Genomic DNA, 21374 nt, shown 5'->3' with positions numbered 1-21374 from the left:
AAGCTCCCCCTTCAGTTTTTACCGGACACTAGTGACGCTCTGCGTGGGAATGCAGCCCGTGACGCTCCGCGTCACCTGTCGAAGCGGACGCAGAGCGTCCAATGAGGCATTCCCACGCAGAGCGTGGGAACGATCAACGAAAAGAACATTAATTCCATGCATTGCAATTATCGAATATTTATTTCATAACTAGGCATCCTGAAAACAATAATCCAAAGGACCCTGTTATGCGCGAACTCGGAATCGGACTTATCGGCACGGGCTTCATGGGCCGTGCCCACGCCCTGGCCTTTCGCAATGTCAGCGCGGCTTTCGAACTGCCCTTTACGCTGCGCCTCGCGGCTCTTGCCGACGCCGATCCCGCTCGCGCACAAGCGTGCGCCACTGCCTGGGGCTTCGATCGGGCCCACAGTGACTGGCAGCAGTTGATCGACGATCCGAAGGTCAACCTGATCGCCATCACCACCCCCAACCATCTTCATTACCCGATGGCCATGGCCGCTATCGCCGCCGGCAAACCGCTGTACTGCGAAAAACCGCTGGCAGTCAGTCTTCAACAAGCCAACGCCATGCACCTGGCGGCCAAAGCGGCCGGCGTGGTCACCCGCGTGGGCTACAACTACCAGCACAACCCGATCATTGGTTTAGCCCGCGATCTGATTCGAAACGGCGAGCTGGGCGAGATCATCAGCTTTCAAGGCGAATTCAGCGAAGACTTCATGGCTGACTCGAACTCGCCGTGGTCTTGGCGCTGCGAGGCCGAACATGCCGGCGGCGCGCTGGCGGACCTGGGGAGTCATTTGCTGGCCATGGCGCGCTATCTGGTGGGCGATGTCGAAGCGGTGTGCGCCGATACCCAAACGGTGCACCGTCAGCGTCCGGCTACGGCGGGCAGCCCGGAACAACGCAGCATTGCCGTCGACGATCAGGCCCACGCCCTACTGCGCTTTGCCAACGGCGCTCGTGGGACCTTCAGCAGCAGTTGGCTCAAGCACGGCTACAAGAATCATCTGAGCTTCGAGATCAGCGGCACCAAGGGTACCCTGGTGTTCGATCAGGAGCGCTTGAATGAGTTACGCCTGTGCCGCGTCGGCCAGGACGGTTTCCAGCGTTTACTGGCCGGACCGAACCTGCCCGGCTACGCGGCGTTCAGCCCTGCACCGGGGCATCAATTGGGCTACAACGAGTTGAAGACGCTGGAAGTGCATGCGCTGATCATGGCCCTGGCCGGGCAAGGCCAGGACGGCACTGATTTCGAGGAAGCCTGGGAAGTGGAGCGCTTGGCGGCGGCGATTCGGCTGGCGGCGCGGGAGCAGCGCTGGGTCAATATCAGGGAGGTCTGATCGCTCCAGCGCTGCCTTACGGCAACGCTCAGCACGCCAGCCGTAGTGCCAACGCCTTGGCCTGACTCGCCACGTCAGTTACCGCCGTGCTTTCCCACCACATTCCACGCAGGGGCGGGCCCATGGCGAACAAGCGCTGGGCAACCTGCCCCTCGGCATCCATCACCGCCCCGCTCGCATCTGCCGCGATCCCCAGCGCCAACGGCCCCGGTTTTATCAAGCCGCGGGCCAGCAGTTGTCGCGGCAAGGGTCGGGCGACCCGGCGCCAATCGTATTCGATGCCGCTGGAGTTGATCAGCGCGTCGCCACTGACCACCGTCACTTCAGACTCCCCGCGCCGACGAATGCAAATGCTCACCCGTCCGTCCGCCGAGGGCGCCAGGCCTTTGAACGAAGCGGCCTGAATTCGCAAACGCCCTGACTGATGCAAACGCGCCACCAGCTCGGCACTCAAGGGTGGCGATCGATGATGATGACTTTCCCACCACGGCCGCACATGACGCACAAACTGCCGGCGTTGCACATCCGTTGCCTGGCTCCACAGCCGCCCGATATGCGCCCGCACGGTATCCAGCGGCGCCTGCCAGTCGATACCGTCCGCCATCGCCGCACGGCAATGGCGCCGCAGTTCATGCATCAACTGACGCGGGCTGCGAATGTCGGGATCTTCGGCCAGAAAATCCATCCACGCCGGCGGTTGCCGACGCACATGCGGCAGCAAGCCGTGACGGGAAAACACTTCGATCGGTCCACGATGCCCGGCCTGCTCCAGCGACACCACGGCATCGACCATGGTCAGGCCCGAGCCGATGATCAACACCGTCGACTGCGGATCAAGCTGCGTCATGGCCGCCACATCCCAAGGATCGACGGCTGCAGCGTTCAAGCCACTGGATTCGGTTTGTGGGGTTCGCGCAGCCGGGAACAAGCCGGTCGCCAGCACCGCAAAAGCGCCGCGCAACCGTGCGCCATCACTCAATGTCAGTAACGTGCCGTGTTCATTGGTTTGCAGGTCGACCGCTTCCCCGCGCACATGCTCGACGCTTGAGCCATAGCCCGCGCCGACGGCCTGGGCTTCGGCCAACCGCTGCTGCACATACAGGCCGAAAATGCCCCGAGGCGGGAACAACTCGGCAACCGGCACTGACTGCTGGTCCGACTCCGGCCAGCCGCCACTCGCAATAAATGCGCTCAGCCATTGGGTCAGGTCATCGGCGTTGTCCGGGTCGACGCTCATCCGTGCGGCATTGCCATTCAGCGTATGGCCCAATTCAACCGCGCTATAGGCCTCGCCCCGACCCAACTCGGCTCGGGGTTCAATCACCAGCACCTGACGCTTGCCGGGCAGGCGCATCAACTGCGCGGCGAGTAACGCACCGCTCAGGCCACCGCCAACGATCAGGATGTCAGCGTTGCGAATAATGTCTGTTGCCTGTTCAACTGGGGTTTCAGTCATGCGGTTCTCACGGATCGAGGAGAATGTCTGAAATGTATCACTGCATGGTTATCGGGGCCGATGATCTGTTTCAGAGCACCACATTACGCACAAACCGCGTCGCCACCGCTCCATCATTGCGATAGGCGTGAGGCCGGTTACTGGCGAAGCTGACAAACTCGCCTGTCTCGAGAATGCGCTCTTCATCCCCCAGTACCAGCGTCAGGCTGCCTTCGAAGACATACAGCTGTTCGCTCCAGCCATCGGCATCCGGCTCTGAAACGTACTCCTCGCCCGGTTCCAGCCGCCACTCCCAGAGTTCGACTTCACGACTGGCATTCGCCTTGGCCAACAGCACCGCTTTACTGCCGGGAATCAAGCCGGCCCACGCCAGTTCGTTGATGCGGCTTGGGTCGCGCACCTCGGGTGCCTGGATCAGGTCACTGAAGGCCACGTCCAATGCTTCGGCCACCCGGTCGAGGGTGGTCAGGCTGACGTTTTTCTCACCGGCTTCGATGGCCACCAGCATCCGGCGGCTGACCCCGGACTTTTCCGCCAATGCGGTCTGGCTCAGCTCTGCGGCATGGCGCAGGCGTCGGACGTTCTGGCTGACGTGTTGAAGGACGGAGGCCCGTTGGCCGGAATCTTTGTGCACTATATTGCTCACTTAGTAGGTTTGCGCAGTATACTGCCCAACTTCGGGCGCATTGTGCGTCCCCCTCAGGTAGTGCGCAAGGCCATGACGTCGGTGAATACTTCCAAACCCTCTGCCTTTTTCTCACGGTTCAGCAAGGCTGAATGCGTGCTGGTGCTGATCACCATGGTCTGGGGCGGGACATTCCTGTTGGTGCAGCATGCGATGACGGTCAGCGGGCCGATGTTTTTCGTCGGCCTGCGCTTTGCTGCAGCGGCGAGTATTGTCGCGCTGTTCTCCTGGCGCAGCCTGCGTGAGTTGACTCTGTTTGAACTCAAGGCCGGTGCGTTCATTGGTGTGGCGATCATGCTCGGCTACGGCCTGCAAACCGTTGGCTTGCAGACCATCCTCAGCAGCCAATCGGCGTTTATCACCGCGCTTTACGTGCCGTTCGTGCCTTTGCTGCAATGGCTGGTGCTCGGGCGTCGGCCAGGGTTGATGCCGAGCATTGGCATCATGTTGGCGTTTACCGGGTTGATGCTGCTCTCCGGCCCTGCCGGGGCGTCGTTGAATTTCAGCTCAGGGGAAATCGCCACACTGATCAGCGCCGTCGCCATCGCCGCCGAAATCATTCTGATCAGCACCTATGCTGGCCGGGTCGACGTGCGTCGGGTCACAGTGGTGCAACTGGCAACCACCTCGGTGCTGGCATTTTTGATGATCGTGCCGACTCAGGAAGCGCTTCCCGGTTTCTCGTGGTTGCTGCTGGCCAGCGCCGTAGGCCTGGGCGCCGCCAGCGCGGCGATTCAGGTGGCGATGAACTGGGCGCAGAAAAGCGTCTCACCGACCCGCGCGACGCTGATCTATGCCGGCGAACCGGTCTGGGCTGGAATTGCCGGGCGCATCGCGGGCGAGCGGCTGCCGGGGCTGGCGCTGTTCGGTGCGGGGTTGATTGTCGCGGCGGTGATCGTTAGTGAACTGAAGACCAAGGGTAAAGCCACGGCTGAAACAGCGGATGAGTTGGAGCGAGAGTCCGTGGAGTAAGCCTGGAAATACCATCGTTCCCACGCTCTGCGTGGGAATGCAGCCAGGGACGCTCCGCGTCCCAAGAGCGGACGCAGAGCGTCCGGTGAGACGTTCCCACGCGGAGCGTGGGAACGATCACTTCTAACCTTCGAAACAATGTGAATCAGGCGTTTTCAGCCTACCTTGTAGGATCCTGCCACAGCTTGGCAGTTGGTGATCAGGGGCTCGGCACGTATGATCCTTCACAAACTTCCGCAGATTAGAAGCCTATGTCCCTGATAGTTCTACTGCTTCTGCCTTTTATTGGCAGCTGTCTGGCGGCCTTGCTGCCGCACAACGCGCGTAACACTGAATCGATACTCGCTGGCCTGGTCGCCTTGATCGGCACCGTCCAGGTGGCGTTGCTGTATCCGCAAATCGCCCATGGTGGCGTGATTCGCGAAGAGTTCTTCTGGCTACCGAGCCTGGGCTTGAATTTCGTCCTGCGCATGGACGGTTTCGCCTGGCTGTTCTCGATGCTGGTGCTGGGCATCGGCACGCTGGTTTCGCTGTACGCCCGGTATTACATGTCGCCAGACGACCCGGTGCCGCGCTTCTTTGCATTCTTCCTGGCGTTCATGGGCGCCATGCTCGGGCTGGTGATCTCCGGCAATCTGATTCAGATAGTATTTTTCTGGGAGCTGACCAGCCTCTTCTCGTTCCTGTTGATCGGCTATTGGCACCACCGCGCCGATGCTCGCCGTGGCGCCTACATGGCGCTGATGGTGACCGGTGCCGGTGGTTTATGCCTGCTGGCGGGGGCGATGCTGCTCGGCCATGTCGTGGGCAGCTATGACCTGGACAAGGTCCTGGCCGCCGGCGATCTGATTCGCGCCCATGCGCTGTACCCTATTCTGCTGCCGCTGATCCTGATCGGCGCCTTGAGTAAAAGCGCCCAGTTCCCCTTCCACTTCTGGCTTCCCCACGCCATGGCCGCTCCGACACCGGTCTCGGCTTACCTGCACTCGGCGACCATGGTCAAGGCCGGGGTTTTCCTTCTGGCACGGCTGTGGCCGTCGCTGTCCGGCAGCGAAGAATGGTTCTATATCGTCAGCGGGGCTGGCGCTTGTACGTTGTTGCTCGGCGCTTACTGCGCAATGTTCCAGAACGACCTCAAGGGCCTGCTGGCCTACTCGACCATCAGCCATTTGGGCCTGATCACCCTGTTGCTGGGCCTGAACAGCCCGCTGGCCGCTGTCGCGGCGGTGTTTCATATTCTCAACCACGCAACCTTCAAGGCCTCGCTGTTCATGGCCGCCGGAATCATCGACCACGAAAGCGGCACCCGCGACATTCGCAAGCTCAGCGGCCTGATCAAACTGATCCCGTTCACCGCGACCCTGGCGATGGTCGCCAGCGCCTCGATGGCCGGCGTGCCGTTGCTCAACGGTTTTCTTTCGAAAGAGATGTTCTTCGCCGAAACCGTGTTCATCAATGCCTCGGCATGGATCGAGACCACCCTGCCGATCGTCGCGACCATCGCCGGTACGTTCAGCGTCGCCTATTCGCTGCGCTTTACGGTTGATGTGTTCTTCGGCCCGACCGCCACCGACCTGCCGCACACCCCGCACGAACCGCCGCGCTGGATGCGGGCGCCGGTGGAGTTGCTGGTGTTCACCTGCCTGGTGGTGGGGATCTTCCCGGCCCAGGTGGTCGGCCCGTTACTCGCCGCCGCGGCCTTGCCGGTGGTGGGTGGAACCTTGCCCGAATACAGCCTGGCGATCTGGCACGGCTGGAACGCGCCGATGATCATGAGCCTGATTGCCATGTCCGCCGGTATCGTTGTGTACTTGCTGCTGCGCAATCAGCTAAAACGCGGGCGGTTCAAATACCCGCCGCTCATTGGCCGCCTCAACGGCAAGCGCCTGTTCGAACGCAGCCTGGTGGTGATGATGCGTCTGGCTCGACGGCTTGAGCGGCGGGTCAGTACCAAGCGTCTGCAAACCCAATTGTTCCTGCTGGTGCTGGTAGCCGTGTTGGCGGGGTTGATTCCGCTGCTGCACAGTGGCCTGAGCTGGGGCGAGCGGCCGAAAATCCCCGGCTCGATCGTCTTCGTCACGCTCTGGTTGCTGGCAATTGCCTGCGCGCTGGGTGCCGCCTGGCAAGCCAAGTACCACCGACTCGCGGCCCTGACCATGGTCAGTGTCTGCGGCATGATGACCTGCGTCACCTTCGTCTGGTTCTCGGCGCCGGACCTGGCCCTGACCCAATTGGTGGTCGAGGTGGTGACCACCGTGCTGATCCTGCTTGGCCTGCGTTGGTTGCCACGGCGGATCGAAGAGGTCTCGCCACTGCCCAGCAGCGTGCCCAAGGCGCGGGTTCGCCGATTGCGCGACTTGCTGCTGTCGAGCGCAGTCGGCATCGGCATGGCGCTGCTCGCCTACGCTATGCTGACCCGCCAGACACCGAATGACATCTCCTCGTTTTACCTCAGTCGCGCGCTGCCTGAAGGTGGCGGCAGCAACGTGGTCAACGTGATGCTGGTGGACTTCCGCGGCTTCGACACCCTCGGTGAAATCACCGTGCTGGTGGCCGTGGCGCTGACAGTGTTTGCCCTGCTGCGACGCTTCCGTCCACCGAAAGAAAGCATGCAGCTACCGGCGCAACAGCGCCTGCTGGCACCGGACGTGGTCACCGATCTGGTCAACCCGCGTCACGCCAGCGATACCGCGCTGGGCTTCATGATGGTCCCGGCGGTGCTGGTGCGGCTGTTGCTGCCGATTGCCCTGGTGGTGTCGTTCTACCTGTTCATGCGCGGGCACAATCAACCGGGCGGCGGTTTTGTCGCGGGTCTGGTGATGTCGGTGGCGTTCATCCTGCAATACATGGTCGCCGGCACTCAGTGGGTCGAGGCGCAGATGAGCCTGCGGCCGGTGCGCTGGATGGGCACCGGCCTGCTCTTCGCCACGCTCACCGGCCTTGGTGCGATGGTCGCCGGTTATCCGTTCCTGACCACCCACACCTGGCATTTCGGGTTGCCGCTGCTGGGCGAGATTCATATCGCCAGTGCGCTGGGCTTCGACATTGGCGTGTACGCCGTGGTGGTGGGTTCGACACTGCTGATCCTGACTGCCCTGGCGCACCAATCGGTGCGTGGCCACAAGCCGAGCAGCCAGCCTAAACCCATTGCCAAGCCAGGAGCTGCCTGATGGAAGAAGTCATCGCAATCGCCATTGGCGTACTGGCAGCCTCCGGGGTCTGGCTGGTGCTGCGCCCACGGACCTTTCAGGTCGTCATGGGCCTGTGCCTGCTGTCTTACGGGGTCAACCTGTTCATCTTCAGCATGGGCAGCCTGTTCATTGGCAAGGAGCCAATCATCAAGGACGGCGTGCCCCAGGACTTGTTGCATTACACCGACCCGCTGCCTCAGGCGCTGGTACTCACCGCCATCGTCATCAGTTTCGCCATGACCGCACTGTTCCTGGTGGTGTTGCTGGCGTCCCGGGGCCTGACCGGCACTGACCATGTCGATGGCCGGGAGCCTAAAGAATGAGCTGGATGCCCCATCTGATCGCTGCACCGATACTACTGCCATTGCTGACGGCGGCGCTGATGCTGATGCTCGGCGAAAAACACCGCCCGCTCAAAGCCCGGATCAACCTGTTCTCCAGCCTGCTGGGCCTGGGGATTTCCGTGCTGTTGCTGCAGTGGACCCAGGCGCAAGGTGTGCCCGGCTCCATCGGCGTCTACCTGCCGGGTAACTGGCAAGCACCGTTTGGCATCGTGCTGGTGGTCGATCGCCTGTCGGCACTGATGCTGGTACTGACCGGGATCATCGGCGTCAGCGCCCTGCTGTTCGCCATGGCCCGTTGGGACAGTGCCGGCGCAAGCTTCCACGCGCTGTTCCAGATTCAACTGATGGGTCTCTACGGGGCCTTCCTGACCGCCGACCTGTTCAACCTCTTCGTGTTTTTCGAAGTGCTGCTGGCAGCGTCTTACGGCTTGATGCTGCACGGCTCGGGGCGCGCCCGGGTGTCGTCGGGTCTGCATTACATTTCGATCAACCTGCTGGCCTCGTCGCTGTTCCTGATTGGCGCAGCGCTGATCTATGGCGTCACCGGCACCCTGAACATGGCCGACCTGGCGCTGAAGATCCCGCTAGTGCCGGAAGCCGATCGCGGCTTGCTGCATGCCGGCGCGGCGATTCTGGCTGTGGCGTTCCTGGCGAAGGCCGGGATGTGGCCGCTGAACTTCTGGCTGGCCCCGGCCTACTCCTCGGCCAGTGCTCCGGTGGCGGCGATGTTCGCGATCATGACCAAGGTCGGCGTCTACACCTTGCTGCGTCTGTGGACCCTGCTGTTCTCCGGCCAGGCCGGTGCATCGGCATACTTTGGCGGCGACTGGCTGACCTACGGCGGCATGGCGACAATTATCTGCGCGGCGTTGGCGATCCTGGCCACGCAGCGACTGGAGCGCATGGCCAGCCTGAGCATCATGGTGTCGGCGGGCATCCTGTTGTCAGCCATCGGTTTTGCCCAGCCGAGCCTGATCGGCGCGGCGCTGTTCTATCTGGTCAGCTCGACCCTGGCACTCAGCGCGCTGTTCCTGCTGGCGGAGCTGATCGAACGTTCGCGCACGGCCATCGAAATGCCGCTGGACGATGAAATCGAAGCGCTGCCAAGACCGCTGCGATCCTCACCGCCGACCAAGGGCATCAACCTCGACGACGACCAGAAAGCCGTGGTCGGCCAGGTGATTCCCTGGACCATGGCGTTCCTTGGCTTGAGCTTCATTGCCTGCGCCCTGCTGATCATCGGCATGCCGCCGCTCTCCGGGTTCATCGGCAAGCTCGGCTTGCTCAGCGCCCTGCTCAACCCGCTGGGCCTCGGCACCTCGGGGGAGCAGCCGATATCGAACGCGGCGTGGAGCCTGCTGGTGCTGTTGATCCTGTCCGGGCTGGCCTCGTTGATCGCCTTCTCGCGCTTGGGCATCCAGCGCTTCTGGACGCCCGCAGAACGCCCGTCACCGGTGCTGCGACGCCTGGAATGCATGCCGATCTTTGCCTTGTTGGCCTTGAGCATCGTGTTGACCTTCAAGGCTGAACCGCTGATGCGTTACACCCAGGCGGCCGCCGACACCTTGAACAATCCGCAGCAATACGTGATGGCGGTACTCGGCACCCGCGCCGTACCCAGCCCCGAAGCCAAGGCTGCGATACAGGAGGTGCAACCATGAAACGCCTGTTCCCTGCCCCCTGGTTGTCGTTGGCCCTTTGGGTGCTGTGGCTGGTGCTGAACCAGTCCATCAGCCCGGGCAACCTGCTACTGGGTGCGATACTGGGTTTTTGCGCACCGCTGATGATGCGCAAACTGCGACCGCTGCCGATCCGTATTCGTCGGCCCGGAGTAATCCTGCGCCTGATCATCCTCGTCGGGTATGACGTGCTGGCGTCCAACCTCGCCGTCGCCTGGGGCGTGTTGAACGCCGGTCGACGGCCGCCACACTCAACGTTTATCAAGGTGCCGCTGGACCTGCGTGACGCCAATGGCCTCGCGGCGCTGTCGATGATCACCACGGTGATTCCCGGTACAGTCTGGTCGGAGCTGGCACTGGATCGCAGCATTCTGCTATTGCATGTGTTCGATCTGGATGACGAAGCGCACTTCATCCAGCACTTCAAGGCGACTTATGAGCGCCCCTTGATGGAGATTTTCGAATGAGTGCCCTGCTTTCGAATGCGGTTCTGTTCAGCCTGTTCATTTTCTCCCTGGCGATGGGGCTGACGCTGATTCGCCTGTTCAAAGGTCCATCGGCACAAGACCGGGTTCTGGCGCTGGATTACCTGTACATCCTCGCCATGCTGATGATGCTGGTGCTGGGCGTCCGCTATGCCAGTGACACCTACTTCGAAGCGGCGCTGCTGATCGCACTGTTCGGCTTCGTCGGCTCATTTGCCCTGGCGAAATTCCTGTTGCGTGGCGAGGTGATCGAATGAATGAGCTGGGTCAGTTGTCGTTGTGGGTCGAGATCCCGGTGGCGATCCTGCTGGTGGCCAGCAGCCTGTTCGCGTTGATCGGCGCCATCGGCCTGCTGCGCTTGAAGGACTACTTCCAACGCATGCACCCGCCGGCGTTGGCCTCGACTTTGGGCGCCTGGTGCGTGGCCCTGGCGTCGATCATCTATTTCTCGGCACTCAAATCGAGTCCAGTGTTGCACGCCTGGCTGATTCCGATATTGCTGTCGATCACCATGCCGGTCACCACCCTGCTGCTGGCGCGTGCGGCGTTGTTCCGCAAGCGCATGGCCGGGGATGATGTGCCGGCTGAAGTCAGCAGCCGACGGACAGAAAGCGAGCGTTGAGCCGAAAAGATCGCAGCCTGCGGCAGCTCCTACGCTATCGCATGCTTCTGTAGGAGCTGCCGCAGGCTGCGATCCCGAAGATTTAGAACTCACCCCCACGCCACAGCCAACAACCCCGCCCCCAACACCACACACAGCGGTGAATAGGCCCAGGTGTCGAGGCGCGCGAACTTCGACCCGGCCTGTTCCTTGAAAAAGCCGACAAGGTTCGAATCACCAATCGCGCGGGCAAACATCAGCAAGGCAACTGCACTGATCAACCATTGCAGCGACCAGTGCCTGACTGCCGGCACAAACAGGCCAACTCTCAGGCACACCATCAAGGCAATCAGCAACAACCCGATAGCCACCGCCAGGGTTCCCAGCGCAGACGGTTTGAAAGCCGGCCGCAGCCCTTCCTCTGCACCGTCTTGTACCTGTGGCACAACAGCGTCACTGGCCCAGCGACCGCCGAGCGCCCAGTACAGATGAATCAGGCTGATCAGCACAAACGCGGCGACGATCCATTGAGCAAGCACAAACGTCATGAGCAGGGTTCCGGGAATCGATGGCAGAAGAAACAGCCTAGACCAGACTTTTTGTCAGTGCGTTGTTCCACGGCAATGTTGCCGTCACGCCCCATGGAATTCGCCTGAACTCTGACCGTTCATTGATCGACCGGGTACCCTACAGACTTGCAGAGACCTTGTCTGCGACATCCTTGGGCAACCACGCCCGCCAGACATCCGGGTGCGCCCTCATGAAGGCTTCGGCCGCCTGGCGCGGCGCGGTATGTTTCTCGCTGATTTCGGCCAGGGCCTTGTTCAGAGGCCCGATAGGCAGGTCGACCTTGCTGAAAAACTCCGTCACCTGCGGATACTGTTTCTGGAAAGGCGCAGACACCCCAATCGACAGTTTCGAGGGCAGCGAGCGTGTCGGTTTCGGGTCGGGATTATCGGCATCGGTCAGGGTCTTCCAGGCCTCGGCATCGAACGGCGGCTCTTCCAGCTGAATCAGCTTGAAGCGCCCGAGCAATGGCGTTGGCGACCAGTAATAAAACAGCACCGGTTTGCCACGGCGAATGGACGAGGTGATCTCTGCGTCCAGCGCCGCGCCGGAACCGCTGCGAAAATTCACATAGCTGTCCGTCAGACCATAGGCCTTGAGCTTCTGCTTGTTGACCACTTCCGAGGTCCAGCCGATCGGGCTATTGAGAAAACGTCCCTTGCCGGGGCTTTCCGGATCGCTGAAGACATCCTTGTAGCGCGGCAAGTCCGACACGCTGCGCAAGTCCGGCGCCAATGGCTTGATGCCTTTGGCCGGATCGCCCTTGATCACGTATTCCGGCACCCACCAGCCTTCGGTTGCGCCTTTGACCGTATCGCCGATACTCGCCACCTTGCCTTCAGCCTCGGCCTTGACCCAGACCGGACTGCGACCGGCCCACTCTTCGCCTATGACCTGAATGTCATTGTTGGCCAGCGCAGTTTCCAGGGTGATGGTGGTGCCCGGCAAGGTATCCGTCGGCAGGCCGTAACCTTTCTCGACAATGATCCGCAAAATGTCGGTGATCAGACTGCCGCTTTCCCAGTTCAGGTCAGCGAAGTGGATCGGCGCCGGGGCGGCCATTACGGTCACGGGCGACACCAACAGACCCACAGTGGTTAGCAGACTTCCCAGCAGCAGTCGAAACCCTTTCATGCGTTGCACCTCGTGCTGTTCACAGCCATGGCAGGACGGCTTTGCGCACAAAGGCCGCGCACCTGCGAATACTCAGTCAACTGACTGTAGTAGAGGTTTGTGCGTTCGAGGTCCAACGATCAACTTTCAGAAGAGTCCTGCAAGTGCTGCAACTCCCTTCGCACCATGCTGGCGTACTCCGCCGGACGCAAGGTGTAGATCTGTGATGCCACCCAGCTTAGCCAGGCGCCTTGCAGAACAGCCTTCTGAGCGAACAGGCGCTGGGCTTGTGCACGAGCACTGTCGAGGTTTTGCTCATGGAAGTCGGCCCGGGACAGGCTCATTTATTCGCTGGCCTTGAACGTCGTGAGCTCGCCCTTGCGCCACTTGGCAGCTTTGCCAGTCACCGCTTTCAAGGTTTTGGTCAGGCCTTCCTGTAGCTGTTGGTGAGCGGCAAACACCGTCACTACGCTATGGCCTTCCTTGAACAGAATGGCGTGACCATCTGCCGTGGTCACGAACGCGTAATCACCGAGGCCGTAGACCGTGAGTTTGATCTCGCGAAACTTGATTTCGAATTTGCCACCTTCGCGACTCGGCAATACCGCTGCGCGGAAATGATCGCCGACCTTGAGTTCCAGGCGAGGCTTGTCGTCCACCACCAGTGCCGACTCGGTGTCGATCTCGGCGACGTAAATACCTTCAGGGGTCTGCTCGGTGATGTAAACGAAACGTGATTGAAACTGTTTGACCAGCTTTGCGCGTAGATCACCCAGCACGAACAAAGCATGCATATCGAGATTACTTACTGCCAAGGAAACATCCCCACATCTGAAAATGACGCTACCCGCAGAAAAATCAGGCAGCAGAAAAACGGTCATACCGAAAATGTCGCAACGATGACCCACGCTGAAATCGTGAAGCGAGCAGAAAGCTCCTTCATCGCAGGGTAGGAAAAGACTACTGGAATGCCCATCCTCCCGTCTTCCCTGGCGGTCGTCAGATGCTGAAGGAAATCGCCCTTCTAACGGCCAGAGAATACTGGACTATCTACTTTAGGGAGAAAACTCTTTAAAAAAAGCACTTTTCTGACATATCGCCAGAAAAAAATTGCTTTAGATAAGCATGAACCTCCAACCCGTGGAGGCGATTCTAGAGCAGCCATGCGCCCCTAGACTACCTAAAGCGACGTGTATCCGTCGGCAAACCATAGAAAAGGAATTCATATGAGCACGCTGACCCTCCCTGCCCAGCACACAAACACCCTGACCTATAGCCCTCACCTGCGTTATCAGGTGGTTCTGGCGGGTAACCGTTTTTTCCATATCAAAGAAACCGCAACGGGTCGTGTAAGAGGCTTCCGTGGTGACCACAACGAAGCCTGCGCCCTCGCCAGAAACCTCGAAACCTGTTTCTGACACCCCGGATTGTGTTTGCCTGCACTGTCGTTTCGTCACACCGATGACTTAACTGCGCCGCCAGCAAGCAACAACTGCCATACTGCCCGACCATTGAAACTCAGCCCCTTCGGCGGGCTGCGTTGAAAACAGCAGAATAATTTCCAAGGGAAGGCGTACGTGACGGAATTTGATATCGGCGAATTTTTTATTTGGGGCGAAGCCAGAGACGTCGATGGTGAATTCCAGGCGGTCATTGTCATGCGCGCGAAGCCGCCGCTGACCACTGTGACTTACCACCAGGTCGAAAAAGACCGCTGGTTCAAGACCAAAGACGTCGCCGCAGCCGCGGCCATGGAATCTGCCAAGGCGCTGAAGCTTGCCGTTGATGAGGGCGCGCTGAAGGCCTGATCGACAGGTCGCGACTTGAGCAGACTCATTAGCAAAAACGATTTAATGCAGGCTGTCGGGCTTTTCGGCGTTCAGTTGCGCCAACCAGGCAGCTTTACATTCCTCGGCCTCATTGCGGCTTGAGAATGCAGTGCCACGTTGCTCGCCATTGAGCAAGACGACCCAGCACACGCTTTGCCCCGCTGCCCGCAATCCAGCAGGCACGCCACTGCCAATCATCACCGCCACATCGACTTTGCCTTGCATGAGAGCACCTCGGATTTTTTCATTAGCTTCCTAACAATGTAGAAATATTAATGAGTCCCGCTCGCTGGAAATAGCCGCCTGCCTGCACAATTTCCTTGCATAACCGGTAACAATCACGTGTTCCCAGGACCAGCCTTAACGTGGGCTTTCAGGTTTGTAACCTAAGCGCAATCCACCCCAATGCCGCCCTTTGAGCATGATTGGAACCGACAGGTCATGCATCAATTCGCCCGTATCACGAGTATAGGTCTGAAGTAATACGGGCTGTTGATGGCTGCCACAGCGGATACCGGTACGGTCACTGAATTTGCGTTTGGTGCGGTTCTGCAACGTGTCGACATCTACGTCGCCGGTCAGCGGCTGACTGAAAATCGCATTGTGCGTCGGTACGTAGCCTTGCTGGGTGCAGGCGATCGCAAACACCAGACCTTCATGACGCTTGAGCAAGGGTTCCTGTATCCCCGGCAGCACCTGATCGGCGTAGCGATCAAAACGGGTCTGGAACCTGGTGGGCGCCGTGTTGGGAATTGCCTGATAGTTGCGGTCGAACAGGTCCTCCAGACTGATGCGTCCCTGGTCGATGTCCTGCGCGAAACGCTCAGCGATCTGACTGACACCTTCGCGTGCCAGGTCATAGATCCGCTGGTGGTAGTCGTCCAGTCCGACCTCGGCGAGGCGTTCGCTGATGGTCTCGGCCTGCCCCTCCATTTGCACCGCCGCTTGCGCCAGGTGCCGGGTTTGCTGATCACTGATTGCCAGATCGCTGCGCATCTGTTCGACGGCATGAAACAGACTGTCCAGTTGTTGGTGATTGTTACTTGAACCACTGGCGATTTCAGCGACTTGGGTTTCAACCCCGGCGGCCAGTCGGGCGATGTTTTGCAAATGCTGTCCGGTCTGTTCGACTTGCTCGACACCGTTGTTCAGGTCGCTGGACAACTGACGGATCTGCTCGACCACCTGCGCTGTGCGCTGCTGGATGTCGGCCACCATCAAACCGACCTCCCCGGTAGCGGTTGCAGTGCGCCCGGCCAGCCCGCGAACTTCATCGGCAACCACTGCAAAGCCACGGCCATGCTCTCCGGCGCGCGCCGCTTCAATCGCCGCGTTCAGCGCCAGTAGATTGGTCTGGCTGGCGATCGTCTGAATCACCAGCGTCACTCGCTGGATGTCTTCACTGCGCACACTCAGGGCTTCGATCAGCTCGCGACTGTCGTTGGCACGCACACTGAGTTGATGCATCCGCGTGATGGATTCGGCCAGTACAGTGCTCCCCAGGACACTGCTTTGGTGGGCTTCGCTGGCGGCACTCAAGGCTTGTTGGCTAAGTTGTGAAGTCGCCTTCTCAGTCCCGATCATGACTTCGGCACTGCTGACGATCTGCGCGGCCGCATCGAGTTGCGACTGCAGTTTGCCGGCCAGCTGCTTGACCGAATAGGCCACGCCAGCGGCCGACAACGCGTTATGACTGGTGGAATAGGACAGATCGCGGGTCAGTTCGGTGATCGCACTGGACGTATCGGCGACGGGAACGTCGACGGGTGCCCGCGAACGCAGCCGGGGCAGCCAGATAATCAGCACCGCCACCGGTAAACAGAGGTAAAGCGACCAGCCGCCGAGTGCCAAGGCGCACAGCAACGCCATCAAGGCGACGCTTTGCAGCGCAGGCATCAACCAGCGCGCATCCGTCTTGGGTGAAACCCGTGATTGCGCTGCTGCGCCAGCCAGAGATCCGTCGCGTGCCATGTTCGTTACCCCCACTGCGTCTTCTATTTGTTGTGTCAGCATTAAGCGCCACTAGAAGGCCATTATCTATGGTCCATTAGTCGTGGTGCTTGCAGCAGATCAATAGAATCGCGGGGATATTTTCCAGGCGGCAAAAAGCTTCGCGGGCAAGCCCGCTCCCACAGGTGAAGTGTGACCTGTGGGAGCGGGCTTGCCCGCGAATGGGCGCTACTGAATCAGGCCTGACGCTGGTGCTTGTCGATTTGCTCGTGACGCTCTTGAGCTTCGATGCAGTACTTGGTGGTCGGGCTGATCAGCAGGCGTTTCAGGCCGATTGGCTCGCCGCTGTCGTCGCACCAGCCGAAGGTGTCGTCGCCGATACGTTCCAGCGCTCTTTCCAGCTGAGGCAGCATGCGCTGATCGCGATCAATGGCGTTGACCAGCCAAGTGCGCTCTTCTTCGACCGAAGCCGCGTCAGCCGGGTCAGCCGGGGTATCCAGGCTCTCAATGGCGATGCGGTTCTGTTCGATGCGCTCGTGGGTTTCCACTTTCATGGCTTGCAACAGCTCGGTGAAAAAAGCCTGTTGCTCGGCATTCATGTAGTCATCCGCCGGCATGGCCAGCAACTTTTCCTTTGTCATTGATTTCTCTATAAAAAATACGTGCATTAAGGCGAATCAGGGAGCTTTCCGGTCGACCCGCAAGGCCTCGGAAAGGCGCCGTACATTCCAAGCGCCACCCGGCACTCAATTTACGAGGGGCGGCAGTCTAAGGCCGACTTGCAACCTCAGCAACTGAAAAGACAGGGAATTTGTCCGACACGGCCCTTAAATTGCTCTATGGCAAGCTTTGAGGCGCTCATCGGAGTGCGTTTATAGCAAGAAATTCAATCGAGCGGCTGTATATAGAAGACAAACGGCTATGCCACGCGCGCCTGCGTGGCGTAATTCACCATTGTTAAGGTTTTTTTCAGTGCGAGATGTGGGTATTGCGAAGTACAACCTTTGGACGCCGGACCTGTGGGAGCGAGCATTGCTCCCATGGGGGGCAGATCAGCGCTTGAGTTTGCGCTTGTTGCGGTATTGATCGATGACCACCGCGACCACGATGATCAGGCCTTTGATGATGTCCTGAATGTAGGCGTCGACGCCGACGAAGGTGAAGCCGCTGGCCATCACGCCGAGGATCAGCGCGCCGATCACCGTGCCGGTTATGCGCCCCACGCCACCCGCCAGGCTGGTTCCGCCGATCACCGCTGCGGCAATCGCGTCCAGTTCATACGACATGCCCATCCCGGCCTGTCCGGTTGCGGCACGGGCCGATGCCACTACGCCTGCCAGTCCCGCCAGCAACCCGGCGATGCTGTAGACGATCACCAGATGGCGTTTGACGTTGATGCCTGAGGTGCGCGCCGCCTGCATGTTGCCGCCGATGGCGTAGGTGTATTTACCGTACTTGGTGTTGCGCAAGGCGATGTGGAAGATCACCGCCACCACCAGAAAGATGATCACCGGCATCGCGCCGTGGCCGATGGCCGTGTAGGAATCCGAGAGCATGCTCACCGGCTGGCCTTCGGTGTAGTAACGCGCCAGGCCACGGGCCGAGACCATCATGCCCAAGGTGGCAATGAACGGCGGAATCCCGGTGACGGCAATGATGCTGCCATTGATTGCCCCCGCCAGCAGCCCGACCCCGAGCCCGGCAATCACCGGAATCCACACCGGCAAGTCGGTCAGCGACGGAAACACCGCCCGGGCGAAATCCGAGGTCTGCGCCAGACTGGCGGCAATCATCGCCGATAAGGCCAGTACCGAACCCGACGACAGATCGATGCCGGTGGTGATGATCACCTGGGTCACGCCAATCGCCAGCAGGCCGATGATCGACACTTGCAGGATCATCAGGACCAACCGCTGGGAGTTCATCAAAAAGCTCTGGTCGCGCACGATCCAGCCGAACACTTCAAACACCAGGCCAATGCCGATCAGCACCAAAAAAATACTCAGCTCGGTCGGTAAGCGCCGACGACTCTTGACCGGTGCCATTGCAGGCTTGTTTTCCAGTATCGCGTTCATAACCACTCATCCTTCAAATGAAATCCGGCATCGAATACAGTCCTGTGGCGAGGGAGATTGCTCGCGTTCGAGTGCGTAGCGCTCGCCAGATCTACGGTATATCCGAGACATTGGGGCCGCTCCGCGGCCCAGCGGGAGCAAGCTCCCTCGCCACGGATACAGCGTTCACCCTTGACTTAATGGCGTAGAGACATGCCGGAAGCCAGTTGCATGACCCGCTCCTGAGTTGCCTCGCTGCGGTCGAGCGTGCCCATCAGGTCGCCCTCGTGCATGACCATCACCCGGTCGCTCATGCCGAGCACTTCCGGCAGCTCCGAAGAAATCATGATCACCGCCATGCCTTCGCTGGCGAGATAGGAAATCAATCGGTAAATCTCGGCTTTGGCACCGACATCGATACCACGGGTCGGCTCGTCGAGAATCAGGATGCGCGGGTTGGTCATCAGCCAACGGGCGAGCAAGGCTTTTTGCTGGTTGCCGCCGGACAAGGTATCGATGCACTGTTCCAGCGACGGGGTTTTCACCCGCAGCTTCTTGCACATGTCTTCGCACAGGGCGCGCAAGGCTTTTTGCTGGATAAAGCCGTTGCCGGCGTAATGCGGCAGCACCGCCATTTCCATGTTTTCCAGGACCGACAGACACGGGAACAGGCCACTGAGCTTGCGATCCTCGGTAAGCAACGCAAAGCCCTTCTCGATGGCCATGTGCGGATCGCTGATACGTACCGGTTGGCCGTCGAGACAAATTTCACCGCCGTCGCTTGGGGTGATGCCGAAAATCGCTTCGGCGACGTTAGTCCGGCCCGAGCCCATCAGCCCGGCGATGCCGAGGATCTCGCCGGCATGCAGGTCGAAGGAAACACCCTGGAAGACGCCGTCCAGGCGCAGGTCACGCACCGACATCAACAGATCGCCAATCGGTTTCTCGCGCACCGGGAACAACTGGCTCAGTTCACGCCCGACCATCATCGAGATCAGGCTGTCGCCGTCCATGCTGTCGGCCCGTTGCAAGCCGATGTAGGCGCCGTCACGGAACACCGCGACTTCGTCGGCGATGCTGAACACCTCGTTCATTTTGTGGGTGATATAGATGATGCCCTTACCTTGGGCCTTGAGGTCGGCAATGATCGAAAACAGGTGGGCGACCTCCTTGTCGGTGATCGCCGAGGTCGGTTCGTCCATGATCAGGATGTCCGAGTCGTAGGACACCGCTTTGGCGATCTCGACCATCTGCCGTTCGGCGATGCTCAAGTTGCCGACCTGTTCTTCCGGGTCGAGGTTGATCCGCAGCCGCTCCAGCAATTGCGCGGTGCAGCGGTGCATTTCCCGGTGATCGATCATGTGGAAACCGTTGAGCTGCTCGCGACCGATCCAGATGTTCTCGGCGATGCTCATGTGCGGCATCAGGTTGAGTTCCTGGTGGATCATCGCGATCCCGGCCTGCAAGGCTGCCAGCGGCGTATCGAACCTCACCGGTTTACCGCGCAAGCGCAATTCACCGGCATCCGGCTGATAGATGCCGGCGATGATTTTCATCAGGGTGGATTTGCCGGCTCCGTTCTCGCCCATCAAGGCCAGCACCGAACCCGGACGCACCCGCAGCTGGACATCGGACAACGCCACCACACCGGGGAAACCCTTGCTGACGTTGATGATCTCCAGCAGGTACGGCTCATCGACAGGTATGGCGTTTGGCTGGACACCCACCAACGGGATGCTCGAAGCAGTCGCTGAAGCGAACATGATCAGGTACTCCATCAGCAAGGTTGGCAATGCCACCCTGCGTGCTTATTGTTGTTATTGAACGGACTGACTATTTGAACTGGTCAACGTTTTCCGGAGTGATCAGGCGATACGGCACCCACACCGCCTGCTCGACCGGTTCGTTCTTGGCCATCTTCACGGCCGCGTCGATGGAGTCGACAGCCTGGCCCTTGGCGTCCTGGAACACCGAGACCGCCAGATCACCTTTCTTCACGGCGCGCAGGCCGTCGGGAGTACCGTCGACACCAGCGATCAACACACTACCCTTTTCCACCCCGGCCTGTTTCAAAGCCATGGCCGCGCCGATGGCCATTTCGTCATTGTTGGAGACGATGGCGTCGAACTTGCGGCCTTGGGTCAGCCAGTCGTTGACCAGCGTCATGCCTTTATCGCGTAACCAGGTCCCGGTCTGCTCTTGGTCGATCTTGATGCCGGGGTACTTGGCCAGCACCTCTTTGACGCCTTTGGTGCGGTTGGTGGTGGAGTTGTTGGCGAGGTCGCCGAGCAGGATCACGATGTCACCCTTGCCCTTGAGCTTTTCGGCGAGGTACTGCATCTGCATCTGGCCGGCTTCCAGATCATTCGAGGCCACGGTAATCACGCCTTTTGGCAGGTTCAGGTCATCCGGACGACGGTTGACGTAGACCAGCGGAATTCCGGCCTTGACCGCCGCTTCGGTGATTTTTTTGGTCGCGGCGGTATCCACCGGATTCACCACGATGGCGTCGACTTTCTGGCTGATGAAACTTTCGACCTGGCTCAGTTGCTTGACCACGTCGCTGCGGGCGTCTTCGAACTGCAGTTTGACGCCATCGGGCATGGACTTGGCTTGCTTGTCCATGGATTCGCGCAAGTAGGTCAACCAGGTGTCATCGAACTGCGACATGCTGACGCCAATCCTCAGGTCAGCGAGTGCGGCACCGCTGGCAAGCATCAGGGACAGGGCAAGTGAGGCGAAACGGATCTTGGTCTTCATGAAAAGTCTTTCTCCACATTCTTGTAGGTTTTATGGATAAGGCGCAGGACAAATTCAGTGAGTGGGCAAGCGAACGATCGGTGCACCTGGAATGCAGCACACCAGGGCGCCCTTGCGTTCAACGCAAAGGAAACTGGAAAGGGACAGGAAGCGAGCGTGAGGCAGATCGCGGGACAGGTGCAGCGCGGTACGTAAAACGTGCAGAGCAGAGCTGAAGGTTTTCATCGACGGTACCTATCGTTGTTTCTTGTTTTTGTTTCGTCCTACCCGCACTCAAGGCTGGCTTGAGGTCGATCGGGACGTTGATAGTCGGCAACCTGGAAATGACTTTATTGGAATTTAATT

General features: G+C 59.9%; 24 protein-coding genes. 11 read left to right on the top strand and 13 right to left on the bottom strand.

Annotated elements, in window-relative coordinates; genetic code table 11:
* Nucleotides 1–227 precede the first annotated feature (227 nt).
* A complete protein-coding gene (locus tag BK658_RS17550; RefSeq protein WP_123583375.1) occupies nucleotides 228–1343 on the top strand; it encodes a Gfo/Idh/MocA family protein in 1116 nt (371 codons plus the stop codon).
* 28 nt (nucleotides 1344–1371) lie between these two features.
* On the opposite strand, the gene BK658_RS17545 is transcribed toward BK658_RS17550, so the two are convergent.
* Nucleotides 1372–2799, bottom strand: coding sequence for an FAD/NAD(P)-binding protein (locus BK658_RS17545; protein ID WP_123583374.1), 1428 nt, complete (start codon nucleotides 2797–2799; stop codon nucleotides 1372–1374).
* Between the two features lie 70 nt (nucleotides 2800–2869).
* Complete coding sequence (locus tag BK658_RS17540) at nucleotides 2870–3433, bottom strand: helix-turn-helix domain-containing protein (protein WP_123583373.1); 564 nt, start codon at nucleotides 3431–3433, stop codon at nucleotides 2870–2872.
* On the opposite strand from BK658_RS17540, the gene BK658_RS17535 reads away from it, so the two are divergent.
* The 7 genes from BK658_RS17535 (at nucleotide 3428) to BK658_RS17500 (ending at nucleotide 10777) form a co-directional block, all read left to right on the top strand.
* On the top strand, nucleotides 3428–4456 hold the full coding sequence (locus BK658_RS17535) for a DMT family transporter (RefSeq protein ID WP_123583372.1): 1029 nt from the start codon (nucleotides 3428–3430) through the stop codon (nucleotides 4454–4456). The two genes, BK658_RS17540 and BK658_RS17535, sit on opposite strands and share 6 nt — an antisense overlap.
* A 251-nt stretch (nucleotides 4457–4707) precedes the next feature.
* A complete protein-coding gene (locus BK658_RS17525) occupies nucleotides 4708–7626 on the top strand; it encodes a monovalent cation/H+ antiporter subunit A (protein ID WP_123583370.1) in 2919 nt (972 codons plus the stop codon).
* On the top strand, nucleotides 7626–7970 hold the full coding sequence (locus BK658_RS17520) for a Na+/H+ antiporter subunit C (RefSeq protein WP_003202835.1): 345 nt from the start codon (nucleotides 7626–7628) through the stop codon (nucleotides 7968–7970). The genes BK658_RS17525 and BK658_RS17520 overlap by 1 nt, the downstream gene beginning before the upstream one ends.
* On the top strand, nucleotides 7967–9652 hold the full coding sequence (locus tag BK658_RS17515; protein ID WP_123583369.1) for a monovalent cation/H+ antiporter subunit D: 1686 nt from the start codon (nucleotides 7967–7969) through the stop codon (nucleotides 9650–9652). The genes BK658_RS17520 and BK658_RS17515 overlap by 4 nt, the downstream gene beginning before the upstream one ends.
* The gene (locus BK658_RS17510) at nucleotides 9649–10137 is read left to right on the top strand and encodes a Na+/H+ antiporter subunit E (RefSeq protein WP_123583368.1); all 489 of its coding nucleotides are present in this window, start codon (nucleotides 9649–9651) and stop codon (nucleotides 10135–10137) included. Before BK658_RS17515 ends, BK658_RS17510 begins: the two co-directional genes overlap by 4 nt.
* A complete protein-coding gene (locus BK658_RS17505; protein ID WP_019690998.1) occupies nucleotides 10134–10412 on the top strand; it encodes a K+/H+ antiporter subunit F in 279 nt (92 codons plus the stop codon). Before BK658_RS17510 ends, BK658_RS17505 begins: the two co-directional genes overlap by 4 nt.
* Complete coding sequence (locus tag BK658_RS17500; RefSeq protein ID WP_123583367.1) at nucleotides 10409–10777, top strand: Na+/H+ antiporter subunit G; 369 nt, start codon at nucleotides 10409–10411, stop codon at nucleotides 10775–10777. The genes BK658_RS17505 and BK658_RS17500 overlap by 4 nt, the downstream gene beginning before the upstream one ends.
* A gap of 89 nt (nucleotides 10778–10866) precedes the next feature.
* On the opposite strand, the gene BK658_RS17495 is transcribed toward BK658_RS17500, so the two are convergent.
* The 4 genes from BK658_RS17495 to BK658_RS17480 form a co-directional block, all read right to left on the bottom strand.
* Complete coding sequence (locus BK658_RS17495) at nucleotides 10867–11304, bottom strand: DUF3995 domain-containing protein (protein ID WP_123583366.1); 438 nt, start codon at nucleotides 11302–11304, stop codon at nucleotides 10867–10869.
* Nucleotides 11305–11443: 139 nt separating this feature from the next.
* On the bottom strand, nucleotides 11444–12457 hold the full coding sequence (locus BK658_RS17490) for an ABC transporter substrate-binding protein (RefSeq protein ID WP_123583365.1): 1014 nt from the start codon (nucleotides 12455–12457) through the stop codon (nucleotides 11444–11446).
* Between the two features lie 119 nt (nucleotides 12458–12576).
* On the bottom strand, nucleotides 12577–12780 hold the full coding sequence (locus BK658_RS17485) for a hypothetical protein (RefSeq protein WP_123583364.1): 204 nt from the start codon (nucleotides 12778–12780) through the stop codon (nucleotides 12577–12579).
* Nucleotides 12781–13251, bottom strand: a complete 471-nt coding sequence (locus BK658_RS17480; protein ID WP_371922481.1) for a hypothetical protein — start codon at nucleotides 13249–13251, stop codon at nucleotides 12781–12783. It lies immediately after the preceding gene.
* Between BK658_RS17480 and BK658_RS30000 the strand changes: the two genes are divergently transcribed.
* The 3 genes from BK658_RS30000 to BK658_RS17470 all read left to right on the top strand — a co-directional run bounded on the left by BK658_RS30000 (nucleotide 13225) and on the right by BK658_RS17470 (nucleotide 14244).
* Nucleotides 13225–13389: a hypothetical protein gene (locus BK658_RS30000; RefSeq protein WP_185019849.1), complete on the top strand. Its 165-nt coding sequence runs from the start codon at nucleotides 13225–13227 to the stop codon at nucleotides 13387–13389. The two genes, BK658_RS17480 and BK658_RS30000, sit on opposite strands and share 27 nt — an antisense overlap.
* Before the next feature lie 273 nt (nucleotides 13390–13662).
* Entirely contained in the window at nucleotides 13663–13854 is a 192-nt protein-coding gene (locus BK658_RS17475; RefSeq protein ID WP_123583362.1) for a hypothetical protein, read from the top strand.
* Between the two features lie 159 nt (nucleotides 13855–14013).
* The gene (locus BK658_RS17470; protein ID WP_123583361.1) at nucleotides 14014–14244 is read left to right on the top strand and encodes a hypothetical protein; all 231 of its coding nucleotides are present in this window, start codon (nucleotides 14014–14016) and stop codon (nucleotides 14242–14244) included.
* 42 nt (nucleotides 14245–14286) lie between these two features.
* On the opposite strand, the gene BK658_RS17465 is transcribed toward BK658_RS17470, so the two are convergent.
* From BK658_RS17465 to BK658_RS29995, 7 genes are all read right to left on the bottom strand, one after another.
* The gene (locus BK658_RS17465; protein ID WP_123583360.1) at nucleotides 14287–14490 is read right to left on the bottom strand and encodes a hypothetical protein; all 204 of its coding nucleotides are present in this window, start codon (nucleotides 14488–14490) and stop codon (nucleotides 14287–14289) included.
* Between the two features lie 135 nt (nucleotides 14491–14625).
* Nucleotides 14626–15849 carry a methyl-accepting chemotaxis protein gene (locus tag BK658_RS17460; protein ID WP_404943185.1) on the bottom strand — a complete coding sequence of 408 codons (1224 nt, stop codon included), beginning with the start codon at nucleotides 15847–15849 and terminating at the stop codon, nucleotides 14626–14628.
* Between the two features lie 602 nt (nucleotides 15850–16451).
* Nucleotides 16452–16856, bottom strand: a complete 405-nt coding sequence (locus tag BK658_RS17455) for a TraR/DksA family transcriptional regulator (RefSeq protein ID WP_019691009.1) — start codon at nucleotides 16854–16856, stop codon at nucleotides 16452–16454.
* Nucleotides 16857–17267: 411 nt separating this feature from the next.
* Nucleotides 17268–18290: an ABC transporter permease gene (locus BK658_RS17450; RefSeq protein WP_123583358.1), complete on the bottom strand. Its 1023-nt coding sequence runs from the start codon at nucleotides 18288–18290 to the stop codon at nucleotides 17268–17270.
* A gap of 176 nt (nucleotides 18291–18466) precedes the next feature.
* The gene (locus BK658_RS17445; protein WP_123583357.1) at nucleotides 18467–20032 is read right to left on the bottom strand and encodes a sugar ABC transporter ATP-binding protein; all 1566 of its coding nucleotides are present in this window, start codon (nucleotides 20030–20032) and stop codon (nucleotides 18467–18469) included.
* A 70-nt stretch (nucleotides 20033–20102) separates the two neighbouring features.
* Nucleotides 20103–21029, bottom strand: a complete 927-nt coding sequence (locus tag BK658_RS17440) for a sugar ABC transporter substrate-binding protein (protein WP_123583356.1) — start codon at nucleotides 21027–21029, stop codon at nucleotides 20103–20105.
* 54 nt (nucleotides 21030–21083) lie between these two features.
* Nucleotides 21084–21254 (bottom strand): hypothetical protein, encoded by a 171-nt coding sequence (locus BK658_RS29995; protein ID WP_185019848.1) that lies wholly within the window; start codon nucleotides 21252–21254, stop codon nucleotides 21084–21086.
* Nucleotides 21255–21374 lie beyond the last annotated feature (120 nt).

Origin of the sequence: Pseudomonas brassicacearum, from assembly GCF_003732175.1 — a bacterium.
Lineage (GTDB): Bacteria > Pseudomonadota > Gammaproteobacteria > Pseudomonadales > Pseudomonadaceae > Aquipseudomonas > Aquipseudomonas brassicacearum_G.
The sequence above is the reverse complement of the archived record's forward strand: the minus strand, read 5'-3'. Positions and strand labels throughout refer to the sequence as shown.

Excerpts from the sequence above, each read along its gene's own strand:
- BK658_RS17460 (WP_404943185.1), bottom strand. The coding sequence starts at position 15,849 with ATGATCGGGACTGAGAAGGCGACTTCACAACTTAGCCAACAAGCCTTG.
- BK658_RS17520 (WP_003202835.1), top strand. The coding sequence starts at position 7,626 with ATGGAAGAAGTCATCGCAATCGCCATTGGCGTACTGGCAGCCTCCGGG.
- BK658_RS17505 (WP_019690998.1), top strand. The coding sequence starts at position 10,134 with ATGAGTGCCCTGCTTTCGAATGCGGTTCTGTTCAGCCTGTTCATTTTC.
- BK658_RS17445 (WP_123583357.1), bottom strand. The coding sequence starts at position 20,032 with ATGTTCGCTTCAGCGACTGCTTCGAGCATCCCGTTGGTGGGTGTCCAG.
- BK658_RS17545 (WP_123583374.1), bottom strand. The coding sequence starts at position 2,799 with ATGACTGAAACCCCAGTTGAACAGGCAACAGACATTATTCGCAACGCT.
- BK658_RS17475 (WP_123583362.1), top strand. The coding sequence starts at position 13,663 with ATGAGCACGCTGACCCTCCCTGCCCAGCACACAAACACCCTGACCTAT.
- BK658_RS17450 (WP_123583358.1), bottom strand. The coding sequence starts at position 18,290 with ATGAACGCGATACTGGAAAACAAGCCTGCAATGGCACCGGTCAAGAGT.
- BK658_RS17515 (WP_123583369.1), top strand. The coding sequence starts at position 7,967 with ATGAGCTGGATGCCCCATCTGATCGCTGCACCGATACTACTGCCATTG.
- BK658_RS17525 (WP_123583370.1), top strand. The coding sequence starts at position 4,708 with ATGTCCCTGATAGTTCTACTGCTTCTGCCTTTTATTGGCAGCTGTCTG.
- BK658_RS29995 (WP_185019848.1), bottom strand. The coding sequence starts at position 21,254 with ATGAAAACCTTCAGCTCTGCTCTGCACGTTTTACGTACCGCGCTGCAC.
- BK658_RS17510 (WP_123583368.1), top strand. The coding sequence starts at position 9,649 with ATGAAACGCCTGTTCCCTGCCCCCTGGTTGTCGTTGGCCCTTTGGGTG.
- BK658_RS17485 (WP_123583364.1), bottom strand. The coding sequence starts at position 12,780 with ATGAGCCTGTCCCGGGCCGACTTCCATGAGCAAAACCTCGACAGTGCT.
- BK658_RS17455 (WP_019691009.1), bottom strand. The coding sequence starts at position 16,856 with ATGACAAAGGAAAAGTTGCTGGCCATGCCGGCGGATGACTACATGAAT.
- BK658_RS17495 (WP_123583366.1), bottom strand. The coding sequence starts at position 11,304 with ATGACGTTTGTGCTTGCTCAATGGATCGTCGCCGCGTTTGTGCTGATC.
- BK658_RS17550 (WP_123583375.1), top strand. The coding sequence starts at position 228 with ATGCGCGAACTCGGAATCGGACTTATCGGCACGGGCTTCATGGGCCGT.
- BK658_RS17490 (WP_123583365.1), bottom strand. The coding sequence starts at position 12,457 with ATGAAAGGGTTTCGACTGCTGCTGGGAAGTCTGCTAACCACTGTGGGT.
- BK658_RS30000 (WP_185019849.1), top strand. The coding sequence starts at position 13,225 with ATGCATATCGAGATTACTTACTGCCAAGGAAACATCCCCACATCTGAA.
- BK658_RS17465 (WP_123583360.1), bottom strand. The coding sequence starts at position 14,490 with ATGCAAGGCAAAGTCGATGTGGCGGTGATGATTGGCAGTGGCGTGCCT.
- BK658_RS17500 (WP_123583367.1), top strand. The coding sequence starts at position 10,409 with ATGAATGAGCTGGGTCAGTTGTCGTTGTGGGTCGAGATCCCGGTGGCG.
- BK658_RS17440 (WP_123583356.1), bottom strand. The coding sequence starts at position 21,029 with ATGAAGACCAAGATCCGTTTCGCCTCACTTGCCCTGTCCCTGATGCTT.